The sequence below is a fragment of the Curtobacterium sp. VKM Ac-2922 genome, assembly GCF_022815645.1.
Taxonomy (GTDB): domain Bacteria; phylum Actinomycetota; class Actinomycetes; order Actinomycetales; family Microbacteriaceae; genus Curtobacterium.
In genome coordinates this window covers 1-23,987 of the sequence record NZ_JALGRO010000005.1, presented here as the reverse complement: position 1 = coordinate 23,987, position 23,987 = coordinate 1, and the positions used below count along the sequence as shown (strand labels likewise).

The 23,987-nt window shown below is 71.7% G+C and carries 22 protein-coding genes; 11 read left to right on the top strand and 11 right to left on the bottom strand.

Features of this window, described 5'->3' with window-relative positions; translation table 11 throughout:
- Nucleotides 1-9: 9 nt before the first annotated feature.
- Nucleotides 10-918 carry a cation diffusion facilitator family transporter gene (locus MT346_RS07285; RefSeq protein WP_243562160.1) on the top strand — a complete coding sequence of 303 codons (909 nt, stop codon included), beginning with the start codon at nucleotides 10-12 and terminating at the stop codon, nucleotides 916-918.
- Between the two features lie 330 nt (nucleotides 919-1,248).
- Here MT346_RS07285 and MT346_RS07280 read toward each other — a convergent pair whose 3' ends face one another.
- A complete protein-coding gene (locus tag MT346_RS07280) occupies nucleotides 1,249-1,848 on the bottom strand; it encodes a hypothetical protein (protein WP_243562159.1) in 600 nt (199 codons plus the stop codon).
- Nucleotides 1,849-1,918: 70 nt separating this feature from the next.
- The gene (locus MT346_RS07275) at nucleotides 1,919-3,190 is read right to left on the bottom strand and encodes an MFS transporter (protein WP_243562158.1); all 1,272 of its coding nucleotides are present in this window, start codon (nucleotides 3,188-3,190) and stop codon (nucleotides 1,919-1,921) included.
- Nucleotides 3,191-3,239: 49 nt separating this feature from the next.
- Between MT346_RS07275 and MT346_RS07270 the strand changes: the two genes are divergently transcribed.
- A complete protein-coding gene (locus MT346_RS07270; RefSeq protein WP_243562157.1) occupies nucleotides 3,240-4,148 on the top strand; it encodes a LysR family transcriptional regulator in 909 nt (302 codons plus the stop codon).
- Between the two features lie 115 nt (nucleotides 4,149-4,263).
- On the opposite strand, the gene MT346_RS07265 is transcribed toward MT346_RS07270, so the two are convergent.
- The 5 genes from MT346_RS07265 to MT346_RS07245 form a co-directional block, all read right to left on the bottom strand.
- Nucleotides 4,264-5,646 (bottom strand): DHA2 family efflux MFS transporter permease subunit, encoded by a 1,383-nt coding sequence (locus MT346_RS07265; RefSeq protein WP_308221884.1) that lies wholly within the window; start codon nucleotides 5,644-5,646, stop codon nucleotides 4,264-4,266.
- A 61-nt stretch (nucleotides 5,647-5,707) separates the two neighbouring features.
- Nucleotides 5,708-5,971: a hypothetical protein gene (locus MT346_RS07260; protein ID WP_243562155.1), complete on the bottom strand. Its 264-nt coding sequence runs from the start codon at nucleotides 5,969-5,971 to the stop codon at nucleotides 5,708-5,710.
- Entirely contained in the window at nucleotides 5,968-6,627 is a 660-nt protein-coding gene (locus MT346_RS07255; protein WP_243562154.1) for a DUF308 domain-containing protein, read from the bottom strand. The genes MT346_RS07260 and MT346_RS07255 overlap by 4 nt, the downstream gene beginning before the upstream one ends.
- 144 nt (nucleotides 6,628-6,771) lie before the next feature.
- On the bottom strand, nucleotides 6,772-8,658 hold the full coding sequence (locus MT346_RS07250; RefSeq protein ID WP_243562153.1) for a hypothetical protein: 1,887 nt from the start codon (nucleotides 8,656-8,658) through the stop codon (nucleotides 6,772-6,774).
- Nucleotides 8,659-8,854: 196 nt separating this feature from the next.
- The gene (locus MT346_RS07245) at nucleotides 8,855-10,501 is read right to left on the bottom strand and encodes an alpha-amylase family glycosyl hydrolase (RefSeq protein ID WP_243562152.1); all 1,647 of its coding nucleotides are present in this window, start codon (nucleotides 10,499-10,501) and stop codon (nucleotides 8,855-8,857) included.
- 128 nt (nucleotides 10,502-10,629) lie between these two features.
- On the opposite strand from MT346_RS07245, the gene MT346_RS07240 reads away from it, so the two are divergent.
- The 4 genes from MT346_RS07240 to MT346_RS07225 all read left to right on the top strand — a co-directional run bounded on the left by MT346_RS07240 (nucleotide 10,630) and on the right by MT346_RS07225 (nucleotide 13,674).
- Entirely contained in the window at nucleotides 10,630-11,187 is a 558-nt protein-coding gene (locus MT346_RS07240) for an NADPH-dependent FMN reductase (RefSeq protein ID WP_243562151.1), read from the top strand.
- Nucleotides 11,188-11,348: 161 nt separating this feature from the next.
- A complete protein-coding gene (locus MT346_RS07235; protein WP_243562150.1) occupies nucleotides 11,349-11,861 on the top strand; it encodes a MarR family winged helix-turn-helix transcriptional regulator in 513 nt (170 codons plus the stop codon).
- A 96-nt stretch (nucleotides 11,862-11,957) separates the two neighbouring features.
- Nucleotides 11,958-12,464 carry a Dps family protein gene (locus tag MT346_RS07230; RefSeq protein WP_243562149.1) on the top strand — a complete coding sequence of 169 codons (507 nt, stop codon included), beginning with the start codon at nucleotides 11,958-11,960 and terminating at the stop codon, nucleotides 12,462-12,464.
- Between the two features lie 16 nt (nucleotides 12,465-12,480).
- Nucleotides 12,481-13,674 (top strand): NAD(P)/FAD-dependent oxidoreductase, encoded by a 1,194-nt coding sequence (locus MT346_RS07225; RefSeq protein ID WP_243562148.1) that lies wholly within the window; start codon nucleotides 12,481-12,483, stop codon nucleotides 13,672-13,674.
- 96 nt (nucleotides 13,675-13,770) lie between these two features.
- Here the strand turns inward: MT346_RS07225 and MT346_RS07220 are convergent, their stop codons facing one another.
- On the bottom strand, nucleotides 13,771-14,865 hold the full coding sequence (locus tag MT346_RS07220; protein ID WP_243562147.1) for an alpha/beta fold hydrolase: 1,095 nt from the start codon (nucleotides 14,863-14,865) through the stop codon (nucleotides 13,771-13,773).
- A gap of 175 nt (nucleotides 14,866-15,040) precedes the next feature.
- Between MT346_RS07220 and MT346_RS07215 the strand changes: the two genes are divergently transcribed.
- From MT346_RS07215 to MT346_RS07205, 3 genes are all read left to right on the top strand, one after another.
- A complete protein-coding gene (locus MT346_RS07215) occupies nucleotides 15,041-16,762 on the top strand; it encodes an alkaline phosphatase family protein (RefSeq protein WP_243562146.1) in 1,722 nt (573 codons plus the stop codon).
- A gap of 66 nt (nucleotides 16,763-16,828) precedes the next feature.
- Nucleotides 16,829-17,116: a hypothetical protein gene (locus tag MT346_RS07210; protein ID WP_243562145.1), complete on the top strand. Its 288-nt coding sequence runs from the start codon at nucleotides 16,829-16,831 to the stop codon at nucleotides 17,114-17,116.
- A gap of 101 nt (nucleotides 17,117-17,217) precedes the next feature.
- On the top strand, nucleotides 17,218-17,943 hold the full coding sequence (locus tag MT346_RS07205) for a hypothetical protein (RefSeq protein WP_243562144.1): 726 nt from the start codon (nucleotides 17,218-17,220) through the stop codon (nucleotides 17,941-17,943).
- A 123-nt stretch (nucleotides 17,944-18,066) separates the two neighbouring features.
- Here MT346_RS07205 and MT346_RS07200 read toward each other — a convergent pair whose 3' ends face one another.
- The 3 genes from MT346_RS07200 to MT346_RS07190 all read right to left on the bottom strand — a co-directional run bounded on the left by MT346_RS07200 (nucleotide 18,067) and on the right by MT346_RS07190 (nucleotide 20,842).
- Nucleotides 18,067-18,924: a DUF1206 domain-containing protein gene (locus tag MT346_RS07200; RefSeq protein ID WP_243562143.1), complete on the bottom strand. Its 858-nt coding sequence runs from the start codon at nucleotides 18,922-18,924 to the stop codon at nucleotides 18,067-18,069.
- Nucleotides 18,925-19,029: 105 nt separating this feature from the next.
- Nucleotides 19,030-19,674: a DUF6226 family protein gene (locus tag MT346_RS07195; RefSeq protein ID WP_243562142.1), complete on the bottom strand. Its 645-nt coding sequence runs from the start codon at nucleotides 19,672-19,674 to the stop codon at nucleotides 19,030-19,032.
- A gap of 1 nt (nucleotide 19,675) precedes the next feature.
- Nucleotides 19,676-20,842 carry an RtcB family protein gene (locus tag MT346_RS07190; RefSeq protein ID WP_243562141.1) on the bottom strand — a complete coding sequence of 389 codons (1,167 nt, stop codon included), beginning with the start codon at nucleotides 20,840-20,842 and terminating at the stop codon, nucleotides 19,676-19,678.
- A gap of 502 nt (nucleotides 20,843-21,344) precedes the next feature.
- Between MT346_RS07190 and MT346_RS07185 the strand changes: the two genes are divergently transcribed.
- Together MT346_RS07185 and MT346_RS07180 are read left to right on the top strand one after the other, a co-directional pair.
- Nucleotides 21,345-23,174: a glycoside hydrolase family 15 protein gene (locus tag MT346_RS07185; RefSeq protein WP_243562140.1), complete on the top strand. Its 1,830-nt coding sequence runs from the start codon at nucleotides 21,345-21,347 to the stop codon at nucleotides 23,172-23,174.
- 64 nt (nucleotides 23,175-23,238) lie between these two features.
- On the top strand, nucleotides 23,239-23,835 hold the full coding sequence (locus MT346_RS07180) for a DUF1992 domain-containing protein (protein ID WP_243562139.1): 597 nt from the start codon (nucleotides 23,239-23,241) through the stop codon (nucleotides 23,833-23,835).
- Nucleotides 23,836-23,987 lie beyond the last annotated feature (152 nt).

Genomic DNA, 23,987 nt, shown 5'->3' with positions numbered 1-23,987 from the left:
GATCGAGGCATGGGACACGACCACGGGCACGCCGGCGCGAACGAGCGCGCGCTGCTCGTGGCGTTCTGCATCTCGGCGACCATCCTGCTGGCCGAGGTCGTCGGTGCCGTCGTCACCGGGTCGCTCGCGCTGCTGGTCGACGCCGGCCACATGGTCGTCGACACCGGCGGGATCGGCATCGGGCTGGTGGCCACGCGGCTCGCGCGGCGCTCCCCCACCTCGCAGCGCACCTGGGGCTTCCAGCGCGCCGAGGTGCTCGGCGCGACCGCGCAGGCCGCCATCCTGCTCGCCGTCGGCGTGTTCGTCATCGTCTCCGCGATCCAGCGACTGTTCGTCCCGGCCGAGATCCACTCCGGGCCGCTGCTGGTGTTCGGCATCATCGGACTCGTCGGCAACCTGGTCGCGTACGCCGTGCTGATGCGGGCCTCGGGCGAGAACTTCACGTCGCGGGCCGCCCGGCTCGAGGTCCTCAACGACACGCTCGGCTCGGTCGCCGTGATCGCCGCGGCCGTGGTGCTCGGCTTGACCGGGTGGGAGCGCGCCGACTCGGTCGCGGCGCTCGTCATCGGCGGGTTGATCCTGCCGCGGGCCGTCCGGCTGCTGCGCGAGACCGCGAACGTGCTGCTCGAATCGACGCCGCCGGGGCTCGACCTGGAGGACGTGCGGGGCCACATCCTCGAGCTGGACCACGTGATCGCCGTGCACGACCTGCACGCCACGCTCGTCGCCACCGGGGTGCCGAACCTGACCGCACACGTCGTGGTGGACGACCACTGCTTCACGACGTCACACGCCCCGGCGATCCTCGACGAGCTGCAGCGGTGCGTGGCCGAGCACTTCGACGTGCCGGTCGAGCACTCCACGTTCCAGCTCGAGCCCGCGTCGCACCAGCGGCACGAGCACGACGTCCACGCGTAGGGCTGCGGGGGGGGGGGTGGGCCACGGGCCCCGGCAACCCGCGCGACATCGACGTTGTCGCACGACATCGGCGTTGTCGCACGCCCGGCACCGTGCCGCAGCTCACCCGGTCCCCGCCACCCCCGCGACACCGACGCTGTCGCACGACATCGGACTCGTCGCACGAGCGGCCCGGCGGCACCCGAACGACACCACCGACGTCGTACGACATCGGACTCGTCGCACGGCGTCAGGCGTCACCCAACAAGCCCCACGCCACCCGCGCGACATCGACGTCGTCGTACGACATCGGACTTGTCGTACCGAGTCCGCGCACACCCGCGCCCGGCGTCAGCAGTCGTCGGTGCGCGTGGGGTAGGCGGTGATCACGCGGTCGGTGGTCCTCGACACGATGACCTTGACGAAGGCGTCCGGCGAGGGAGCCGCATCGTCGTCGAACCGCATTGCCGCGGCGTAGCAGACCTTGCCGTCGCCGGCGTCGCGCGGGAAGCCCGAGCGCGGGGTCGTCAGCGCGGTCTGCACGGCGGTCAGCATCGCGTCGTCCCAGTCGCGGCCGCCTCGCCCGCCGACGACCTGCCGCCAGTCACCGGTGTGGCGCACGCGGATGTGCTCGTAGCCCTGGCTGCTCGTGCCGCACTGCAACACGACGTCGCCGAGTGCCGCGGTGTCGTAGCGCGCGACGTCCGCCCGGCTGCTCGAGTCGCAGCGATCGAGGACGCCGCTGCCCGGCAGGTCCGGTCCCTGCCGCTCGAGCACGACGACGCCGTCCGCCGTGGCCTCGGCCGTCGGCACCGACGACGCAGTCGGGCCTGCGAGCACCGGGTCGTCGGTGCCCTGGCGTGCGGTCAGCGCGAACCCGCCGGCCACCAGCCCGGCGGCGACCAGCGCGGCGAGCCCGGTCAGGACGGAACGGTTGCGGCGGGTCGGCATGCGGCCAGTATGCCGGAGGTGAGCGGAGCCTCCCGTCGGCTCGGTGACCGACCGGGAGGCCCTGCCCGCGTCAGGCGCGTGCGGCCAGTCGGGTCCCGGCGACGACGGCCAGCACGGAGACGAGCACCACGTACCCCATCAGGACGGGGAGCGTCGGGAGCACCAGGAGCGCTGCACCGACCGCGACCACGGGCACCGTCAGCCCGGCGTACGCGATGAGGAACACCGCGGCGAGCACCCCACCACGCTGGTCGGGTTCGGCGAGGGCGCCCGCGCTGCCGATGCTCGCGCGGAACAGCAGCCCCACACCGGCACCGGCGACGACACCGCCGCCGATGAAGCCCGCGACCTGCAGCACGACGGCGGAGACGGCCAGGACAGCGAGGCCCCCGACGAGCAGGACCATGCCCAGGCGGATCTGCGTGCGTTGCGCAAGGCGCGCGAAGACGACCTGGGACAGCGCACTCGCGGCGAACACCCCGAACGTCGTCGCGCCGGCTGCCAGGCGGTCGGTGACGTGGAAGGTGGTGCCGAGGAACGTCGGCGCGACCGAGGTGAACAGGCCCTGCACCGCCAGCGCGGCGAACGCTCCGGTGCCGGCAGCCCAGAACGCGGCGGACTTGCCGGCCGGCGCCTGGATGCGCTGCGGCCGGTACGGCACACGCTGCTGGGGGCGGCCCACCGTCTCGGGTGCGACCAGGACGACCACGAAGGCGACGACGAGCGCGACCACGAACACGGCGTACGGCACGAGCAGGGGCTGTCCGACGAACTCGGCCAGCGCCCCGCCGACCAGGGCGCCGAGCGACAGGCCACCCAGGTTCACGACGCCCGCGGCGACGCTCGCACCCTTCGCGGACCCCTCGTCACCCGTTGCCCGCACCCGGAGCTCGCCGAGGTGCGCGGTCGCCGTGGCGGTGAGCGTCCCGATGCCCAGCCCGGTGACCAGGCGAGCGACGATGAGCCCGCTGACGTCGTTCCACACCAGGAACAGCACCGCGGCGACGAGCTCGAGCGCGATGGACACCAGGATGAGCGGCTTGCGACCGTGCACGTCGCTCAGGTGTCCGGCGAGCCAGAGCGACCCGACGACGCCGACGCCGTACGCCGCGAAGACGATCGTCGTCGTGAAGGTCGGGAACCCGTCGCGCGCCTGGTAGATGACGTACAGCGGCGCGGGGACGGTGGCGAACGCCATCACCGCCAGGAACGCGAACGCGACCGCCCAGAAGCCGACGTCGTGGCGACGCCGCGTGTGCGCGCGGCGGCCGCGCGGGGCCTCGGCGACGGTGTCGCCGGTCGTGGCGGAACGGGAGGCTGTGGTCGCGGTGGTCGAGGACATGTCCCGATGATCGCTCCACCCGACGGATCGAGTCCAACGGATGTGCTTGATGCGCACCATCGATCCGGTCGATGATGTCGGCATGGAGACCCGTCTGCTCGAACAGTTCGTCGCCGTCGCCGCCGAGGGCAGCGTCACCCGCGCAGCCGAACGGCTGTGGGCAGCGCAGTCGACCGTGTCCGCGGGGCTCGCGAGCCTGGAGCGCTCGTTCGGCGTGCGGCTGTTCGACCGGACCGGGCGGCAACTGGTCCTGACCTCCGCGGGCAAGGACCTGCTGCCGCACGCACGAGCCGTGCTGGCGTCGCTCGACCGGATGCGCGACCTGGCGACCTCGGACGATGCCGACCTTCGCGGACGGGTCCGGCTCGGGATCTTCACCAGCATGGACGTCGTCGACCTGACCGGGGTGCTGCGGGCCTTCCGCGAGCGCTACCCCCTGGTGACGGTCGAGCTGATGACCTCGCCGTCCGGCACGACCGGGCTGGTGCAGGACCTGGTGTCCGGGCGGCTCGACCTGGCGTACTCGGGGCTGCGGGTCGTGCCGTCGGGCATCGTGGTGGAGCCGCTGCGCGAGATGCCGTTCCGGGTGTTCCTGGCGGCGGACCACCCGCTGGCCGGCCGGACCACGGTGTCGCTCCGTGAGCTGGCCGACGAGTCGTTCATCGACACCGCGCACGGCTTCGGCAACCGGCTGATCCTCGACCAGGCGTGCGAGCGGCTCGGGATCCGCCGGCGCATCGTCGCGGAGATGAACGACATGCCCGCGGTGGTGCGGTTCGCGGCCGCGGGGCTCGGGGTGGGGGTGGTACCCGACGCGGGGGTGGCGCACGACGGGGTCGCGATCGAGCTGTCGGACCACGTGGAACCCCTGCGCATCGGGCTGGCGATGCGGGGGGACGTCGAGCCGACCCGGGCGGTCCGGGCCCTGGCGCGCGACATCGTGGCCGCGCGGCGCTGACGGCGAGGCCGGGGCTTGCCGGCCAGCGCGCGCTCGCCGGGCCGCTGGCGTGCTCGCCGGTCCGCTGGCGCACTCGTCGGCCGGCTGGCGGCGGGCCGTGTGTGCCCGCGCTTGCTCAGGCGTCGAGCAGCGGTGCCACCCGTTCGACCGACCGACGTGCTGCGGCCGAGGACGACACGAACCCGACGACCGTGATGGCAGCACCGATGCCGACGACGATCCACCACATCGCGTGTGTGGCCACGGCGAAGTCCGCACCGACGCTGGCGACGGCGCTGGCCCCGGTGACGGTGCCGGCCAGCGCCACACCGAGCGACACCCCGGTCTGCCGACTCGTCGACGCCACGGCGGCTGCCGACCCGGCCTGCGCGCGGGGCATGCCCGACACCGCGGTGTTCGTGATCGGGGCGTTCACCATGCCGAACCCGAAGCCGAACAGCACGAACGCGGCCACCAGCACGAGCATCGGCGTGTGCGCGTCGATCGTCGTCAGGACCAGCCCGGCGCCGAGGATCCCGATGCCGGCCAGGACGAGCGGCACCCGCGTGCCGACGGACGCCACGAGCCGGCCGGACAGCGGCGAGACGAGCATGGTCGCCAGTGCTGCGGGCAGCGTCCAGAGCCCGGCCTGGAACGGGGTCATGCCGCGCACCTCTTGCAGGTACAGGGCGTTGAGGAACAGGAACGCACCGTTCGCCCCGAACGCCACGACCGCGGTGACGACGGCGGACGAGAACGGGATGCTGGCGAAGAAGCGGACGTCGATCAGGGGTTCCGGCCGCCGCCGTTCGACGATGACGAGCGACACGAGCGCTACCGCCGCGACGACGAACAGCCCGAGGGTGCCGACCGAGGCCCAGCCGAGTCGGGGCCCCTCGATCAGCCCGCCGACCAGGGTGGCCAGCAGGACGAGGACGATGCCCTGCCCGAGCGGGTCGAGACGCCGGGGCTTCGGCGCGCGGGACTCCGGGACGAACAGGAACGTCAGGACGATCGCCACGATGCCGATCGGCACGTTGATCCAGAAGATCGCACGCCAGCCGACGGCGTCGGTCAACGCGCCGCCGACGAGCGGGCCGACCCCCATCGAGACGCCGACCACCGCACCCCACACGCCGACCGCCTTGGCGCGTTCCTTCGCGTCGTCGAACGTCGCCGTGATGATGGACATCGCAACGGGGTTCATCATCGAGCCGCCGACGGCCTGCACCATGCGGAACACCACGAGCCAGCCGACGCTCGGCGCAACGGAGCACAGCAGCGACCCGATCGAGAACAGCGTCAGGCCGATCTGGAAGGTCCGGCGACGGCCGATCCGGTCAGCGGTGGACCCGGACAGCATGAGCAGGCTGGCCAGGACGAGCGTGTAGGCGTCGATGGTCCACTGCAGGCCGGAGATGGTGCTGTGCAGCTCGCGGCCGATCGACGGCAGGGCGACGTTCACCACGGTGGCGTCCATCGAGACGATGAACAGGCTCATGCAGCAGACCGCGAGGATCAGGTACCGGTGGCGGTACCTGCTCGGCAGTTCCGGGGCGCCCGGCAGCGGGCGGCGGACGTCAGTGGAAGCCGTCGGTGTCTCCCTCGCCCGGGGTCTTGTGGCCGCCGAGCATGTCGTTGTCGTCCTGGTCGCTCGTCGAGGCGAGCTGCAGCATGGCCAGCACGACGACCACGACGATGAACGCGACGCCGAGGAAGATCAGCGCGAGCGTGACCTCGCGCGTGGAGAACAGCACGACGAGCCCGACGAACACCGCGACGATCGCGGAGATCCCGAGGAGCTCGACCGGGCGCAGACGGTCACGACGGCTGGGGGTGGTCATGCGTGTGGTGCTCCGTCCGGGGACGCCGCCGGAGCGACCGTCCCCCACTTGTGCGAGAGGCCGGCGATCACGTGGAAGACCGCCGCGATGGCGAGGTAGGCGCCCAGCAGACCGACCAGGACGACCGAGGCGTCGAGTGTGCCGGGCACCTTCTCGATGCCGCCGAGCTGCTGCGAGTAGTCGGGCGGTGTCACCAGGAAGGCGATCGCCAGCAGCAGGGTGAGTCCGCCGATGGTCATCCAGTCGCGGGCGAACGGCGAACGCCCGCGGGACCGGAGGCCCTGCGTGAGTTCGAGCGCCCCGGTCAGGACGGCGAACACGACGACCACGGCGATGAAGGCCGTGAGCCCGAACCCGTTGGCCGCGATGGCGACGATGCCCGACACCACCGTGATGACGGACTGCGCCAGTGCGGTGCGGCGGGAGCGCTGGTCGTCACGCAGTCGGGCCGCGCTGCCGATGCCGAGGACCGCGCCCTCGACCACGGCGAAGACCCCGAACAACAGCAGGCCGTAGCCGGCGGCGTGGTTCGAGGAGAAGGTGATGACGAGCGCGATGACGGCGGCCGGGACGGCCCGGAGGACGGGGATCGGCCAGTACCGCGCGCGCTGGTGTGCGTCGGCGACGGAGTCGGACACGAGACCTCTTTCGGGCATGCGGATCGTAGGAACGATCCTACCGCCGCCGCGCATGTGCCCTCTCCGTGCACGGACGCCCGAAGGCCCCCGGGGCTGAGGATGCTCCGACCTGGGCCGCAGCGGACCGCGGTCCGTGCGCCCGGGCCGGAGCACCCTGCGGCCTCAGTCCGACGGTCCACCGTCCGCCGCGCGCGTCCGGCGACGGAGCCACCACCACGTGGACAGGCCGGCGACGGCGAGCACTGCGCCGACGGCGCCGAGTCCGGCCAGGCCCTCGGCCCCGGTGTACGCGAGCGCTCCGCCCGTGCCACCCGACCCAGCACCGGTGTGGTTCGCTGCGCCCGTTCCCCCGGTGGGTCCCGCCGTCGGGTGCCGGGTCGGCGTCGGCGTCGGCGTCGCCGTCGGTGCCGGGCCCTGCGGGTCGACGACACCGATGTCGACACCGGGCGACGGGTCGCCGCCGTCCGGGTCGGTCGGCGAGGCGGCTGTGGCGACGTTCACCACGTCCGAACCGTCGCCGCGGTAGTCCGGGTCGAGCACGGTCCGGAACCGGAAGGCGGCGTCGGCCCCGGGGGCGAGGTCCTGGCTCGCACGGCACGTGACGCGCTGGCCGTCGGCGGTGCAGTCGTCGTCACTGTCGACGAACGTCAGCGGAGCCGGCAGGTCGTCGACCACCGTCACCTGGCGGGCGAGGGCGGGCCCGTGGTTCGCAGCGGTGACCGTGTACTCGAGCTCGTCGCCCGGGTGCACGCCGGTGGACGGGGTGACGGACTTGTCGGTGCCGAGCTGGGCAGCGACGGAGACCGGTGCGCTGGCGACGGAGACGTTGTCGGACTCGTCGGTGTCGGCCAGGTGCGGGGCGGTGGCGATCTCGGCCCGACTGTCGATCTGCCCGGTGGCGGCCGGGTCGAGCGTCCCCTCGATCCGGATCGTCGCCGACGCGCCGCGCGGCAGGTCGAGCGCGGTCGCGACGTCACCGGTACCGGAGTCGTCTGCGCACGCGGCAGCGGGCTCGCACGTCCAGTGGACGTCGTGGAGCTCGTCCGGCACGTCGACGGTCAACGGACTGGGCGCGGAGTCGTTGATGCCGACGTTCGACGCCGTCACCGTGTACGCGACGTGCTCGCCCGCGATCACGGGTGGCATGTCGTGGACGACGCGCAGGTCGGTGGGCTGCCGCACGTGCAGGTCGTCGATCTCGTGCACCTCGGAGAAGGACCCCGTGGCCCCCGCGAACCCGAGGCGCAGCGTGTCCGGCAACGGGACCTGGCCGGCGCCGTGCAGCGGCACGTGGTCGAACACGGTGCGCAGGGCGCCGCCGGCCTGGAGTCGGACGGTCACGAAGAGCTCGCCCTGCGCGCCGGGGAGCAGCGTGACCCGGACCTTGCGGGGCGTGCGGCCGTCCGAGCCGACGCCGCCGGGGGCGGGCGCGTTGGTGACGAAGCGGTAGCCGTCGTTGCCGTTGCCCGAGCCCCGGACCACCACGGCGTCCGGGGTCGCTCCGGGTCCGCTGCCGTTCATCGGGAGTGAGAAGTTGCCGTAGCGGTCGAGCGCGACCGCGGCGAAGCCACCGGGGACACCGGGGTCGTCGCACGGCCCCTGCCCCTGCGTCGCCGCGTTCGCACACGTGTAGCCGAGTCCGGCGCCTGGTGCACCGACACCGGGCGCTGCCGCGCCGTCAGCCAGGTAGAGCAACAGTCCGTCGGCCCGGGTCTTGGCGACGTCGCTGTACATCGCGTAGTCGAACTCGATCTCGAGCCCCGCGGTGGACGGGAACGTGTCGTCGGTCGACCACGAGCCCGCCTGGCTGCGGACGTCGTCCGTCAGGCGGAGCCGTCCGTCGACGATGCGCGCGGCACCGTTGAGCGTGCCGCCGGCAGCGGACGAGAAGTCGTCGTCGAACGGGAAGCCCAGGTCGGCGGCGGAGGCCGTCGGCGCCGCCAGGGCGCCCCCGGCAGCGAGCCCCGACAGTGTCGCGATGGTCGTCAGGGCCGCGGCGACGCGCCGCCGGGCCCTGCGTGGAGTGGATGGTGTCCGTGGAGGTGTCATGCATCGATGCTCGCCAGCAGGGCTCGCGTGCCGACCCGGCCTGACGCATCTGTGGACGGCATCCCGGTGACGCCGCAATGTGGAGGGACGAGCGGGCCAGGCCAGCCAGCGGGCCAGGCCAGGCCAGCCAGCGGGCCAGGCCAGGCCAGCCAGCGGGCCAGGCCGGGCCAGCCAGCGGGCCAGGCCAGCCAGCGGGCTACGCCAGCCAGACCGTCGTGGCGCCCGGCAGCTCGCCGCCGTCCGCACCGTCGCCGAGCGGCCCGGACGCCAGCAGCACCGAGCCCGCCGGCATCGGCACGGGCGCATCGCCGAAGTTCGTGTACGACCGCCAGCCGTCGTGCCGCGCGAACCCGACGACCGACGGAGGCGTCTCCAGCCACGTCAGCGACTCCCCCTGCTGCAGTCGTCGTCGTGCGGCGAGCGCCGCGCGGTACATCGACAGCGTGGAGTCCGGGTCGCCGTCGAGCGCCTCGACCGAGTCCGCCCCGAAGTCGACCGGCTGCGGCAGGAACGGCGCGACGTCCCCGAAGCCGAACGACGGCCCCGACGTCGTCCACGGGATCGGCACGCGGCACCCGTCGCGACCCTTGACGGTGTGTCCCGAGCGCAGCCACTTCGGGTCCTGCAGGTCCTGGCGCGGGATCGCCACGGCCTCGTGCAGGCCGAGCTCCTCGCCCTGGTAGGCGTAGGTCGACCCGGGCAGCGCCAGCAGCAGCATCGTCGCGGCGCGTGCCCGACGCAGCCCCAGCGCGCGGTCGAGCGGCGGCGTGGCGCCGTCGGTCATCAGCCACGCGTCCGTGTCGGTGCCCTGCGGCAGGCCGTACCGCGAGGCGTACCGGACGACGTCGTGGTTCGACAGCACCCAGGTGCTCGACGCGCCGGACTCGTCCGCCATCGCCAGGTTCTGCTCGATCAACCGGCGGAACACCACCGGGTCGAACGGTGCCTCGAGCAGGTCGAAGTTGAACGCCTGCCCCAGCTCGGTCGGCCGGGCGTACAGCACACGACGCGGGGCCGGAGCCCAGGCCTCGGCGATCGCGGCCCGGGGCGGGTCGTACTCGTCCAGCACGGTGCGCCACGTGGCGAAGATCGCGTGCACCTCGTCGCGGTCGTACAGCGGGTCGGACCCGTCGAGCGGCAGGTGGTGCTCGTTCGACGGCCGGTACGGCACGGACAGGTCCTTCGCGAGCCCGTGCGCGACGTCCACCCGGAAGCCGTCGACCCCGCGGTCCGACCAGAACCGCAGGGTGTGTTCGAAGTCGGCGCGGACCTCGGGGTTCGACCAGTCCAGGTCGGGCTGCTCGGGGGCGAACAGGTGCAGGTACCACTCGCCGTCCGGCACACGGCTCCAGGCCGACCCACCGAAGTTGGACACCCAGTCGCTCGGCGGCAGCGAGCCGTCCGGTCCCGAGCCCTGGCGGAAGACGTACCGCGCCCGCTCCGGCGAACCCGGCGCAGCGGCGAGCGCTGCCCGGAACCACGCGTGCTGGTCCGAGGTGTGGTTCGGCACGACGTCGACGATCACCCGGATGTCGTGCGCGTGGGCGGTGCGCAGCAGGTCGTCCAGGTCGTCGAGCGTGCCGAGCCGCGGGTCGACGTCGCGGTAGTCGGCCACGTCGTAGCCGCCGTCGGCGAGCGGCGAGGGGAAGAACGGCGAGAGCCAGATCGCATCGACGCCGAGCGACGCCAGGTACGGCACGCGGCTGGTGATGCCGACGACGTCGCCGAGCCCGTCGGCGTTCGAGTCGGCGAAGCTGCGCGGGTACACCTGGTAGACGACGGCTTGCCGCCACCAGTCCGGGTCGGGGGTGCTGGGGGTGCTGGAGGGCGTCCGGAGGGTCACCCCGCCGAGCGTACCGATCGTCGACACGCCGCTCACGGACCGCGCGGGAATGCCGATCACTGCGAACGCATTGGTTGTTGCTGTAACCATTCCGTTGGACAACGGATCATCGCAACGAAAGGGTCACCATGACGAACGTCGTCGTGCTCGTCGGCAGCCTCCGCGCCGGCTCCATCAACCGCCAGCTCGCCGAAGCCGCGATCGCCCACGCCCCCGAGGGCATCGACCTGTCCGTGTACGACGGCATCGTCGACCTGCCCTTCTACAACGAGGACATCGACGGCGACACCCCGCCCGAGGCAGCGGTCGCGTTCCGTCAGGCCATCGCGGACGCCGACGGCATCCTGCTGATCACGCCCGAGTACAACGGCACGATCCCGGCCGTGCTGAAGAACGCGCTCGACTGGGCCTCGCGTCCGTTCGGCTCGTCGCCCATCTCCGGCAAGCCGCTCGCCGTCATCGGTTCGGCGTTCGGCCAGTACGGCGGGGTCTGGGCACACGACGACGCCCGCAAGGCCGCCGGCATCGCCGGTGCCGCGGTGCTCGAGGACGTCAAGGTCGCCATCCCGCAGTCGGTCGTCCGCTTCGCCGAGACGCACCCGCGCGAGGACGCCGAGGTCACCGAGCAGCTCCAGCAGACGCTCGACGCCATCGCCGCGGCCGCTGCGGAGCGCGTCGCCGCGTAACGCACCCGCGCAGGTGCACGACGGTCGCGACGCGACCACAGGACGGACGGGAGGCCCGTGGCGACACCGCCACGGGCCTCCCGTCCGCCTGTCTGGACGTCCGCTCGCAACTCCGACGGTCGCTAGAGCGCCTGGTAACCAGACGGGTTACGCTACCGACCATGACCGCGACGGAGATCACCGAAGCGTCCGGGTACTGGTTCCCCGACGACGACGCGACCCAGCGCGGGGTCGCCGTGCTGAACGCGCTCCGTCGCTACCGTGCCGCCGAGACCGCCATGCGACGCCGCACCCGCGACTCGATGGGCATGGGCGAGACCGACCTGCTGGCCGTCCGCTTCCTGCTGCAGGCGCAGCGCTCGGGCCGCGCGGTCAGCCCCAAGGACCTCGCCGCGTACCTCAAGATCAGCTCCGCGTCGACGACGATCCTGATCGACCGACTCGTCAAGAGCAACCACGTCCGGCGTGAGCCCCACCCGACCGACCGCCGTGCACTGCTGATCACGCCGACGATCGAGACCGACGACGAGGTCCGCGCCACCCTGGGCGTGATGCACCGCCGGATGATGTCCATCGCCGAGGGCCTCGACGCCGAACAGGCACGCACCGTCGCCTTCTTCCTCGAGCACATGCGCGAGGCCGTCGACCAGGTCGACCAGACCGCCACGCACTGAGACGCGCCCACGGGGGACGAACCCTCACCGTGCTCTGTGAAGGCGTCCTGCCGCGGCGCGTAGACCGGAGTGGTCACCGACGCGAAAGGAGTCATCATGCACGCATCGGACAAGATGGCCAAGAACCTCCAGGCGGTCCTCGTGGACCTCATCGACCTGCACGTCCAGGGCAAGCAGGCCCACTGGAACATCCTGGGCACGAACTTCCGCGACCTGCACCTGCAGCTCGACGAGATCGTCGACGCCGCCCGCGAGTTCGCCGACGACACCGCCGAGCGCATGCGCGCCCTGTACCTGGTGCCGGACGGGCGTTCCTCGAGCGTCGCCGCGCAGAGCCACCTCGACCAGTTCCCCGAGGGCGAGATCACCACGCACGACGCGATCGACCAGATCACGCTCCGCCTGTACCAGGCGACCGGCACGATGCGCGACGTGCACGACGAGGTCGACGACGAGGACCCGACGACCGCGGACCTGCTCCACGGGTTCATCGAGCGCCTCGAGCAGCTCGCGTGGATGGTCAGCGCCGAGAACCGCGCCCCGAGCACACCGCTCGCTGCCGCCGTCTCGCCGTCGACCGCCGAAGCGTCGGCCCACGCCTAGGCGCGGCCGCGACGACATGACCGACTACCGCTACCTCATCGTCGGCGGCGGGATGGTCGCGGACGCGGCCGCCCGCGGCATCCGCGAACTCGACGACTCCGGCACGATCGGGATCATCAGCGAGGAGACCGACCGTCCCTACGCCCGTCCGGCCCTGTCCAAGAAGCTGTGGACCGACCCGGACTTCAGCTGGGACGAGAAGGTCGACCTGCACAGTGAGGAGACCGGCGCCGAGTTCGTGCTCGGCACCGTCGTCACCGCGATCGACCGTGACGGCAAGACCGTGACCACCTCGGACGGCGGCACCTACGGCTACGAGCGCCTGCTCATCGCCACGGGCGGCCACCCACGCGGCCTGCCCGACCTGCAGCCGTCCGAACGGGTGCTGAGCTACCGCAGCGCCGACGACTACCGACGACTGCGGGCCCTGGCCGACGCCGGCGCCCACGTGGTCGTGGTCGGCGGCGGCTACATCGGCACCGAGATCGCGTCGGGCATCGTGCAGAACGGCGCCCGTGTCACGCTCGTCGACCCGGACGAGGTCGTCGGCGGCAGCACGTTCCCGCCGGACCTGGCCAAGGCGTTCCAGCAGCGCTTCGTCGACCACGGCGTCGAACTGCGCACCGGCCGACGCGTGACGACCGGCACCGACACCGGATCCGGCGTGACGCTGACGCTCGACGACGGTTCCGTCATCGAGGCCGACGCGGTCGTCGCCGGCCTCGGCATCGAGCCCGCCACCGAGCTCGCCGCTGCCGCCGGCCTGACGGTCGACGACGGCGTCGTCGTGTCGTCCACCCTGGTGACCGACGACCCGTCGGTGTTCGCCGCGGGCGACGTCGCCGAGTACCCGGACCGCATCCTGGGCACCCGTCGCGTCGAGCACGTCGACAACGCGCAGCAGCAGGGACGCCAGGCCGGCCGCAACCTGGCCGACGCCGACGAGACCTACGACCACACGCCGATGTACTACTCGGACGTGTTCGACATGGGCTACGAGGCCGTCGGACAGGTGTCCACCTCGCTGCACACCGTCGAGGACTGGCAGGAGCCGACCGTCACGGGCGTCGTCTACTACCTGGACGACGACGACACGGTCCGCGGCGTGCTGCTGTGGAACGTGTGGGACAAGACCGACGAGGCCCGCAAGGTGCTCGCCGACGCCAACTCGCTGACGCGCGACATGCTGCCGGGTCGCATCACCGCCTGATCCGCAGGCCACGCGCCCTGGGCGCAACCGACGGGAGGCCCGTCACCGGTCCCGGGACCGGTGGCGGGCCTCCTGTCGGTTGCGTCTCGGGCCGTCTCAGGACGGGTCGCGCGGTTCCGCCGGCTTGGTGTCGGTGTGGTTCAGCTCCGGCGCGACGGCCTGCACGATCTCGTGCCGCACCGACTCGGGCACCGGCGCATCCGCGTCGTCGGCCATCGCGAGCGCGTGGGCGGACTTGCCGGCCTCGAGCACCTCGTCGTCGCCCTTCGCCATCCCGAGCAGCTCGGTGAACCGTGCTCGGACGACCAGCCACGCGTCCCCCGGGCTGAGCCGGGACAGATCTGACGCCGTCGAGTCGTCGCGGACCCGTTGCATCGAGGACACCCCGCGGTCCGGGATCTCGTCACGGACGTGCGCCACGGCGAGCTGCGCGACGGCATCGGCCTGCGCGTGCATCACCGAGTGCGCACCACCCACGACCTCGCGCAGGACCGCGTACGGGAACACCCGCGCCAGCCGACGCACCCAGTCGCGCGGCACCATCGCGTCGTGCTCGCCGCGGATGATCAGGACCTTGGCCTGCACGTGCGGGGCGCGCTGCTCGATGGGGAAGGCGACCATCTTCGGCAGGACCTTGCGGAACCAGTGCCAGCCGCACAGCGCGTAGGCGGTGACCGCATGCCACCGGACCGCCGCGGGCTCGTGCACTGCGGACCGCAGGAACCGGACGGCGGACTCGCTGATCGTGCGGGCCGACGAGTCGACGACCGGGCTGATCAGCACCACGTGGGTGTACTCCGGGTGCCGGGCAGCGACCTCGGTGACGACCTGGGTCCCCATCGAGTGGCCGACCAGCACCGGGTTCGTCAGCCCGAGTTCCGCGATGACGGTCTCGACGGCATCGGCGTAGCGCTCGATCGACACGGGCCCCCTGAACTTCGGGACCCCGGCGAACCCGGGCAGGTCGAGTGCGCGGACGGGGCCGAACTCCTCGAGGTTCGGCGCGAGCCGCTCGTAGTACGTCGACGCGATGCCGAGCCCGGCCACGAGCAGGAACGACCGCTCCCCGACCTCGCCGATCGACGACACCCGGACGTTGGTGTGGTCGACGGGGATCCGGTCGACCTTGACCACGACGTCGGCGGTCTCCGCATCAAGCGCGTCGGCATGCCGTGGGGTCTGCTCGTTCACGGGGTCTCCTTGCGGGTCGGGCGGTCGACCGGCGGGGGCCGGGCGGTCGCCCAGCGTGGGGCCGGGCGGTCGCCCAGACTACCGCCGGTGTCCCCCGTCCGCGGGTGAGCGGTGACTCAGCCGCGCGCGGAGCACGTGCTTGCCCGTCGCACTGTCCGTGCACGACACTGCTGCCATGGGCCGAGACGCGGACGCAGGTGACCGCCACCACTCACGTCGTGCGTTCCTGCGCCGTGCCGGGATCGGTGCCGCCGGAGCCGCGGTCGGTGCGGGCGCCGTCGGCGCGGGTGTCGCCTACGACGAGCGGGTGCAGGACGAGCGGTACGGGTTCACCCCGCTGCCCGAACGGCGGGAGCCCGGGTTCGACCACGTCGTCGTGCTGATGTTCGAGAACCGCAGCTTCGACCACGTGTTCGGCCGGCTCTACACCGACGACGAGCTCGGCGACGGGCAGTCCTTCGAGGGACTGCAGCACGGCACGCACGCCAACACCGCGCCCGACGGCACCATCGTGCCCGCGCACGTCTACCAGGGCTCGACCGACTCGGTGATGAGCCAACCCGATCCGGACCCCGGCGAGTTCTATCCTCACGTCAACACGCAGTGGTACGGAACCGTGGACCCGGAAGGGAACGCCGATCCGACCCGGAACGGGTACGCGGCGCCGTACAACGTCCCGTCGGACACGAGCGCGCCGACCATGTCCGGCTTCGTGCACGACTACGTCGTCAACTACCGGATCGAGCGCGGCCGCGAACCCACCGTGCAGGAGTACTCCCGCGTGATGGGCGGCTTCTCGCCCGAGATGCTCCCCGTGTTCTCCACCCTGGCCAAGTCGTTCGCGGTCTACGACCACTGGCACTGCGCCGTGCCCTCGCAGACGTTCTGCAACCGGTCGTTCTTCCACGCCAGCACCTCGCACGGCTACGTGACGAACGGACTGCAGGACGGCCCCGGTAAGTGGCTCGACGCGTCGGACGTGCCGACGCTGTTCAACCGGCTCGAAGAGGCCGGCAAGAGCTGGCGCGTGTACTTCGACGCCGACCAGGTGGTGTCCCTGACCGGGTTCCTGCACGCGCCCTCGATCGAGCGGTACTGGAAGAGCAACTTCCGCAGCATGGAGCAGTTCCACGCCGATGCCGCGGCGGGTACGTTGCCCGACTACGCGTTCGTCGAGCCGCGGATGGTCTTCGATCACAACGACATGCACCCGCCGGTCAGCCGCCCCGGTGCCGGCGCCGATCAGGCGGCCTACGAATCGGCGACGTCGGACGTGCGTGCTGCCGAGGTGCTCCTCGCCGAGGTCTACGGCGCGGTGCGTGGCGGGCGTTCGACGACCGGTTCGAACGCCGTGAACACCGCCCTCGTCGTCACGTTCGACGAGCACGGTGGCATCTACGACCATGTCCCACCACCCGGAGCCGTCCCACCGTCCGGATCGGCCCAACCCGGCGAGATGGACTTCACGTTCGACCGGCTCGGTGGACGCGTCCCCACGTTCGTCGTGTCGGCCTACACCGAACCGGGCACGATCATCAACGAACCGATGCACCACGCCGCGATCGTGCGCACCCTCACGCAACAGCACGGTCTGGAACCCCTGACCCACCGCGACGCCGACGCCCGCGGCATCCAGGACGTCCTCAACCGGACGGTCCCGCGGCAGCCCCAACTCTGGCCCGACGTCGCGAAGCCCTACGTGCCGCGGAATCCCGAGCACCGTCGGTCGGCGCCGAACGAGCGGGACCGGCGACGGCCACTGAGCGCTCCCGGCAAAGGGCTGCTCGGGTTGCTGCTGGCGAAGTACGAACCCGACGCACCGGTCCCCGAGACGTTCGGTGACGCCTACGACGTCCTCACCCGGCACGGCATGGGCCTGTTCGGGGACCGCGACTGACTCGCAGTTCTCCACAGATCGCCGTTACGGGCAACAGCTACTCCACGGCGCTGCCAGCGTTGCCGGATGACCTGTCCGCTGCACGCGTGGGGTGACGAGAGCATCCGTTCACACGGGCTCGACGCACCCGCGTACCTCCCCCGCGCCTCGTTGATCGACGTCGACCAGGCCGACAGGGTCCGAGACCAGTTGCGGCGACTCCGCGCAGGGGCGCGGAAGCTGCACTGGTACGACATGAACGAACGTCATCGACGACAGGTCATCGATCAGGTCCGTCGGCTGGATGCCGGTCACCTGATCGTCATCGACAGCCCGATGCGCTCCGCCGGCACGAGCATCGAGATCGACCCGTGATCCGGCTGTGGCCCCCGACAGCGCGGAAGCCGGGTCCCATCGAAGGACGGGGAGCACCGGCTTCTCCTTCTCAGGCCCCGAGGGACAAGAACAGGACCAAGATGTCAGATGCGGGCGTACTTCGCGCGGAGGAAACTGTCGGCGCCGAATGCCGGGAACCCGATCCCGATCACCAGGAGCAGCAGCCCGGGAGAGTGGTCATCTCGCGAGATACCGTGGACTCTGCTCGCGGTGCCGGCACGTGCGAACGTGGACCGATGATCCCGCCGCTGCACGCATGGGGCGACGAGAGCGTCCGTACCCACACAGCCGGACAGCCGCGGTACCTCCTCGCTGCGTCCGTCGTCGACTCGAACGACGTGGAGGCGTCCCGTGCCCTGCTCGAAGACCTCCGTCCGACGCGCGGGAAGCTGCACTGGCACGACTTGAACGACCGGCAACGGAAACGCGTCATCGCCGCAGTCGCCGAGATCGACGCGGTGCACCTCATCGTGATCGCCGCCCCGATGGATCCACGCCGCGAGGAGCGCGCTCGGGCCGTCTGCCTGGAGCGGCTCGGTTGGGAACTCGCGCGTCAGGACGTCGCACTGCTCACGCTGGAGCAGCGCGCCACTGCACTCGCGGCGCGCGACCTGCGGGTCGTCGAGGCGTTGCGGGGTCGAAGGATCATCCCCGCCTCACTCCGTGTCGAGCACGGTGATCCGACGGCGGAGCCGATGCTGTGGCTGCCGGACCAAGTCCTTGGAGCGTTCGGTGCGGCGAGTGAGGGTCATCCAGTTCCGCCGTCACTCAGTGCGGCCATCGAAACGTACGACGTCGAGCCGTGACAGGCCGGGGACAGCGCAGGAGCCGGGATCTGGTATACCCCAGATGCACCGGCTCCGACTTCTCTTCCCCCCAGCAGGAGGCGAGCTGACACCAGTGTGCCAGATGGCAACGGGTCGCGGGTATCAGATGCGGGCGTACTTCGCGCGCAGGAAACTGTAGGCGCCGAAGGCCAGGAACCCGATCCCGATCACCACGAGCAGCACCCCGCCACCGGGCACCGCCTTCACCGCATCGAACGCCGCATCAAGTCCCGATGCCTGCTGCGGATCGCTCCGGAACCCCGCGACCGCGACGAGCACGCCCACGATCGTCACGGCGATCCCCTTCGCCACGTAGCCCGTCACCGCCAGGACCGTCAGCGGCCGCTCGACCGACTTCGGCGGCGTCACGAGCTGCTTCCGGTACGAGCGACGGACGCCGATGACGACCAGCCCGACGCCGATCGCGATCGCGACCGCGCCGGCAGCCAGAACCAGGAACACCCCGCCGGGTGTCGCGATCGCCTTCGCGGCGGCTCCCCGCGTGGAACCCGACGAGCTCGTGCCGGCACCGAGCGCGAACGACGCCGACGAGGACGCGATCAGGCCGTAGACGACGGCCTTGCCGGCGTTCTTCGCCCGGTTGAGCCAGGAACGCGCGGTGTCCGTCCGGCCGCCGACGACGGCCTCGACGACCAGCCGGATCGTCAGCGCGGCGGTGCCGATCGCGACGAGCCACAGCAGGAGGACCCCGCCCGGCACCGCGGCCAGCTGGGCCAGCGCACCGGACTGGTCGGTCTCGCCGGACTGCGAGCCCTGCGCGCCGCTGTTGCCCGCGGTGCTCCCGATGCCGAGCAGGACGACCAGGTACCCGATGAGCAGGTGCACGACACCGCTGCCGACGAAGCCGGCCCGCGCGGTCACCTCGAACCAGCGGCTGTCGGCAGCGCGGCGCACCTGTCGTCCGGTCTCGCGGGCAGTGGCTTCAGCGCTGTCGGTCACGGGGGACCACACTGCCCGACGCGGCTGCGGATGTCCGGCGCACAATCCGCGGACAGGAGGCGCGGTGCGGGGCCGCACCGCGCCTCCCGTCCGCCTGGCCCCGCGTCAGACCGCCCACCAGGACGCGCTCACCAGGGTCCGGTCGCCGACCCGCTCGCCCCGACGAGCGCGACGGATCGCGTCGTCGACGCCGCGCGTCCATCCAGCGGCGGACCACTCGTCGGACGACGCGACGATCTTCCGGTCACGCGGCCCGACCACGACGACCAGGTCCCCGCCCAGCACCCGGACGAAGGCGTCGTCGACGGCACCGAGCAGGTCGGCAGATCCGGTGTCACAGGCATCGCAGCCGCAGTCCGGCTCGATGCCGACGTCGACCGGCGGCGCACCGAGGGCCAGGTCGACCACCGAGCCCGGTACGTCCTCGAGTGACCGGGTCGTGATCTCCAGCGGCAGCGCCACGGGCACCGTGGGGACCAACCGGACACGCTCGACTCCGACACCGACCACGTCGGGCGGCACCGTGAGCGGCTCGGACCGCGCGAGCCCGAGCCGGACGAGAGCCGAAGCCCACGTCGCGGCCCGGGCGCCGACGACCCGGTAGCGCTCGGGGTCCGTCACCCGCGAGTACTCCTCGGTCAACGGAGCGCGATCCGGATGCCGGTCGGGCCACGCGATCCCGGATTCCGGGCGGACGGCCCACTCCTGGTCGACGGCGTGTCGCACGTCGGCCAGGGTCACGCGGGCCACCTCAGTCGCCCTTCACGTTGACGACCTGGCGCAGCGTGTGCCGGATGGTCACCAGGTCCTCGGCGTCGGCCATCACCTGGTCGATCGGCTTGTACGCCGCCGGGATCTCGTCGAGGAACGCGTCGGTGTCGCGGTACTCGATCCCGACCATGGCGGCCCGGAGCTCGTCGTGTGTGAACGTCCGACGGGCTGCCGACCGCGAGTACATCCGTCCGGCACCGTGCGGCGAGGACTCGAGCGACGGCTTGTTGCCCCGTCCCTCGACGACGTACGACGCGGTGCCCATGGACCCGGGGATCAGCCCGAGCTGCCCCTCGCGCGCCTGGATCGCACCCTTGCGGGAGACCCACACGGACTTGCCCCAGTGCGTCTCGCGCTGCGTGAAGTTGTGGTGGCAGTTGATCCGCTCCTGCTCGTCGACCGCGGTTCCCATCACCTCGGACAGCTGCCGGACGACCCGGTCCATCATCTCCTCACGGTTGAGCAGCGCGAAGTGCTGCGCCCACCGCAGCTCGGCGATGTAGCGGTCGAACTCCGGGGTGCCCTCGACCAGGTAGGCCAGGTCGGGGTCCGGCAGCGTGATCCACCAGCGCTCCATCGCGGCCTTGGCGACCTTGATGTGCCGCTGGGCGATCTTGTTGCCGACGCCCCGCGACCCGGAGTGCAGGAACAGCCAGACCCGGTCCTCCTCGTCGAGGCTGACCTCGATGAAGTGGTTGCCGGACCCCAGGGTCCCCAGCTGGTTGCGCCAGCCACCGAGGGCTCCGGCGGGGTCGAAGCCCGCGGCCTCGGCCATCGTCTCGAGCTCGGCGATCCGCGGTGCGGCGGTCGCGACGATCTTGCGGTTCGTCGCGCCGGCGGACAGTGGGATCGCGCGCTCGATCTGCTCGCGGAGCGGCCGCAGGTCTGCGGGCAGCTCGGCCGCCGTGAACTGGGAGCGCACGGCGATCATCCCGCAGCCGATGTCGACGCCCACGGCCGCGGGCATCACGGCGCCGAGCGTCGGGATGACCGAGCCCACGGTCGCGCCGAGGCCCAGGTGGGCGTCGGGCATGAGTGCCAGGTGCGGGAACACGAACGGCATCGCCGCCGTGGTGCGGGCCTGCTGCTCCGTGTTCTCCTCGAGCAGTGATGCCCAGGACAGCAGCCGGCCGGTGATCTTCTGCATTGCTTCTTCTCGTCTCGTTTCGTCATTGCGAGTGGTGACGGTCCGAGGCGGACGTTCGCCGGGCCTCCTGTCCGGTGCGGACGCGTGTCCTGTGGACGCGACGTCCGGGTCGGACGATGCGCGTCGTGGACGCGTGGAGGGCGGCGGGCGATGCCCCGGGCCGGGTGGGCACGGGGCGTCTGGTGACGGTCGTGCCTACGCGGGATACCCGGTGGACTGCTCGTTGCGCTGTTCGGGCAGCACGAGGAGCAGGTCGAGCCAGCGCTCGTCCTGCTGTTCGCGGTGCTGCACGGGGCGCATGCGCGGTCCTTCCGGTCGTTCCGCCGCGTGGCGGACGGTCTGCCCGGGGCGGGCAGGAGAGCGAGACTAGCGCGACACGCCCGGGATGCACAACCCGCGTCCGGCGTGGTGCGGACCACGCCTGGGAGGCCCGGTGCGGGTCCGCCACGCGGGGTACGGGCGACATGTGGTCACCGTCGGGGGCCCCGGGCAGCATGGACGCATGCCTGCACGTTCGCGCGACTCCACGGAGACCTCCGACAACCCCGTCACCCGGGAGCGCGTCGACGGGTACGTCCCCCTGCGCTCCTACGGCGCCATCGGTGACGGCCGCACCGTCGCGCTGATTGCCCGTGACGGCCGGATCGACTGGCTGCCCATCCCGTCGATGGACTCACCCCCGGTGTTCGCCAGCATCGTCGACGCCGAGCACGGCGGCCACGTCGCGCTCCGGCCCGTGGACGGCACCGCGACGATGACGCGCGAGTACCTCCCCGGTACGAACGTGCTCGTCACGACGTGGACGACCGCGTCCGGCAGTGCCACCGTCACCGACGCCATGGTCACGGGCGTCGCCGGACGACTGCCGTGGGCCGAGATCGGCCGATGTGTGCAGGGCGTCGAGGGGTCCGTCGACATGGAGTGGGCGGTCGTGCCGGGCACCCTGCTGAACACCGCCGAACCGACGCGGCTCGACACGGCGAACGGTGCGGTGATCGGCATCGACGGCGTCACGATCGCCATCGTCGAGCACGGGTTCGAGCCGGTCCACGACGACGGTCCGCGGTTCTCCGGGCGGTTCACCGCCACCGCGGGGGCGAAGGCGATCCTGACGATCGTCGGCACGAAGGACGAGCCGATCTTCATGCCCGACCCCGAGAGCACCCTCGACGCGGTCGACCGCACCATCGAGAACTGGGCGACGTGGTCGAAGGAGTTCTCGTACGACGGGCCGTGGGCCGAGGCCGTGCAGCGGAGCGCTCTGGCGCTGAAGCTGCTCATCTTCTCGCCGACCGGCGCCATCGCTGCCGCGCCGACGACCAGCCTGCCCGAGGACCGCACCGGCGGGAAGAACTGGGACTACCGCTTCGCCTGGGTGCGCGACCTGTCGTACACGGTGCACGCGCTGACCCGCTTCGGTCTGCGCGAGGAGACCCATGCCGCCGTGTCCTGGATGATGCGCACGATCGGCGAGCACGACGAGACCATGCCGATCTTCTACCGGCTCGACGGGTCGAAGACCGACCAGGTCGAGGAGCGGGACGTGCCCGGCTGGAACGGCATCGGGCCGGTGACCGTCGGCAACCGTGCGGGCGACCAGCTGCAGCTCGGCGTCTGGGGTGACGTCTTCGAGATCATGCGGCAGTACGTCCGCGCCGGCAACGTGCTCGACCGTGCCACCGCGAAGGTCCTCGAGCAGCTGGCGGACGACGCGTGCCACCGCTGGGAAGAAGCCGACTCGGGCATGTGGGAGCTGCAGGAGACGCAGCACTACGTGTCGAGCAAGATCGGGTGCTGGCAGGCCCTGGACGCCGCGGTCGAGCTGCACGACGCCGGCATGATCGACGGCCCGCGCGACAAGTGGACCGAGAACCGTTCGCTCATCGAGGGATGGGTGTCCGAGCACGGCTGGGACGAGGACCTCGGGTACTACGTCATGTACCCCGGCTCGGAGGCGCTCGACACCTCGATCCTGCTGCACGCGATGTCGGCGTTCGACCGCGGACCCCGCATGCAGTCGACGATCCGCGCGATCGAGGACCAGCTGCAGCACGGACCCCTGGTGTACCGCTACACCGGGATGGCGGACGAGGAGTCCCCCTTCGTCGCCTGCTCGTTCTGGCTGGCCGCGGCGATGGCCTGCGTGGGCCGGGTCGACGACGCGACCGCCCTGATGGACGAGATGGTCGAGCAGGCGAACGACGTCGGGCTGTTCAGCGAGATGCTCAGCGCGGTGGACGGCGAGTTCATGGGCAACATCCCGCAGGGGCTGTCGCACCTGGCACTGATCCAGGCGGCGCTGACGATCGAGGAGATCTCGGCCGACCACTGACCGCGGAGTCCAGATCGTCGTCCTGGGTGACGATCCCGTCGCTGCGAGGCATCATGGACTGACCATGAACGACGTCGACGCACGCATGGACCGCCTGCGACGGGCCGCGCGGTACCGCTACCAGCAGCTCGTGGACAGCGAGGTCCAACGGGGCTCGCTCGACCCGGACGAGGTGCGCGAGGAACGACGGCTGCTCAAGGCCGCCGACGTCGCCGCACATGCCCGGGCGCAGATCGAGGAAGCGGAGCGGCGCGGGGTGTTCGAGGGCAACCCGTACCACGGCAAGCCCCTGCCGGGGAACGACGGGCACCACGATCCGGACTGGTGGATCCGCTCGAAGATCGAACGCGAGGACATCCGCGGCATCGCTCCGCCCGCCTTCGCGCTGCGGACCGAGGACGCGGGCCTGGACGAAGCACTCGATGCCCTGTCGCACGAGGGCGACGTCCGTGACGTGCTGGTGGACTTCAACGCGCGCGTGCGCGAGGCCCGGCGGCAGCTGCTCGGTGGCCCGCCGGTCGTGACCCCGATGCGCGACGTCGACGCCGAGGTCGCCGCCTGGTTCACGCGGCGCGAGGAGCGACTCGCCGCCGCAGCGCGAGCCGCGGACGACGCACGGCAGTCGGAACAGCCACGCCGGTGGTGGCGCCGACGCGGCTGACCCGCATCGGGCCGGTGTGTCACCGACACGCGAGAACGGCCGGTCCCCGGGGTGGTGGGGACCGGCCGTTCTGGTGTGCGGGGTGTTACTTGATCTGTGCGGTGATGGTGGCGGTGCCGACGAGCAGGCCGCCCTTGACGGCGTCGGTCTTG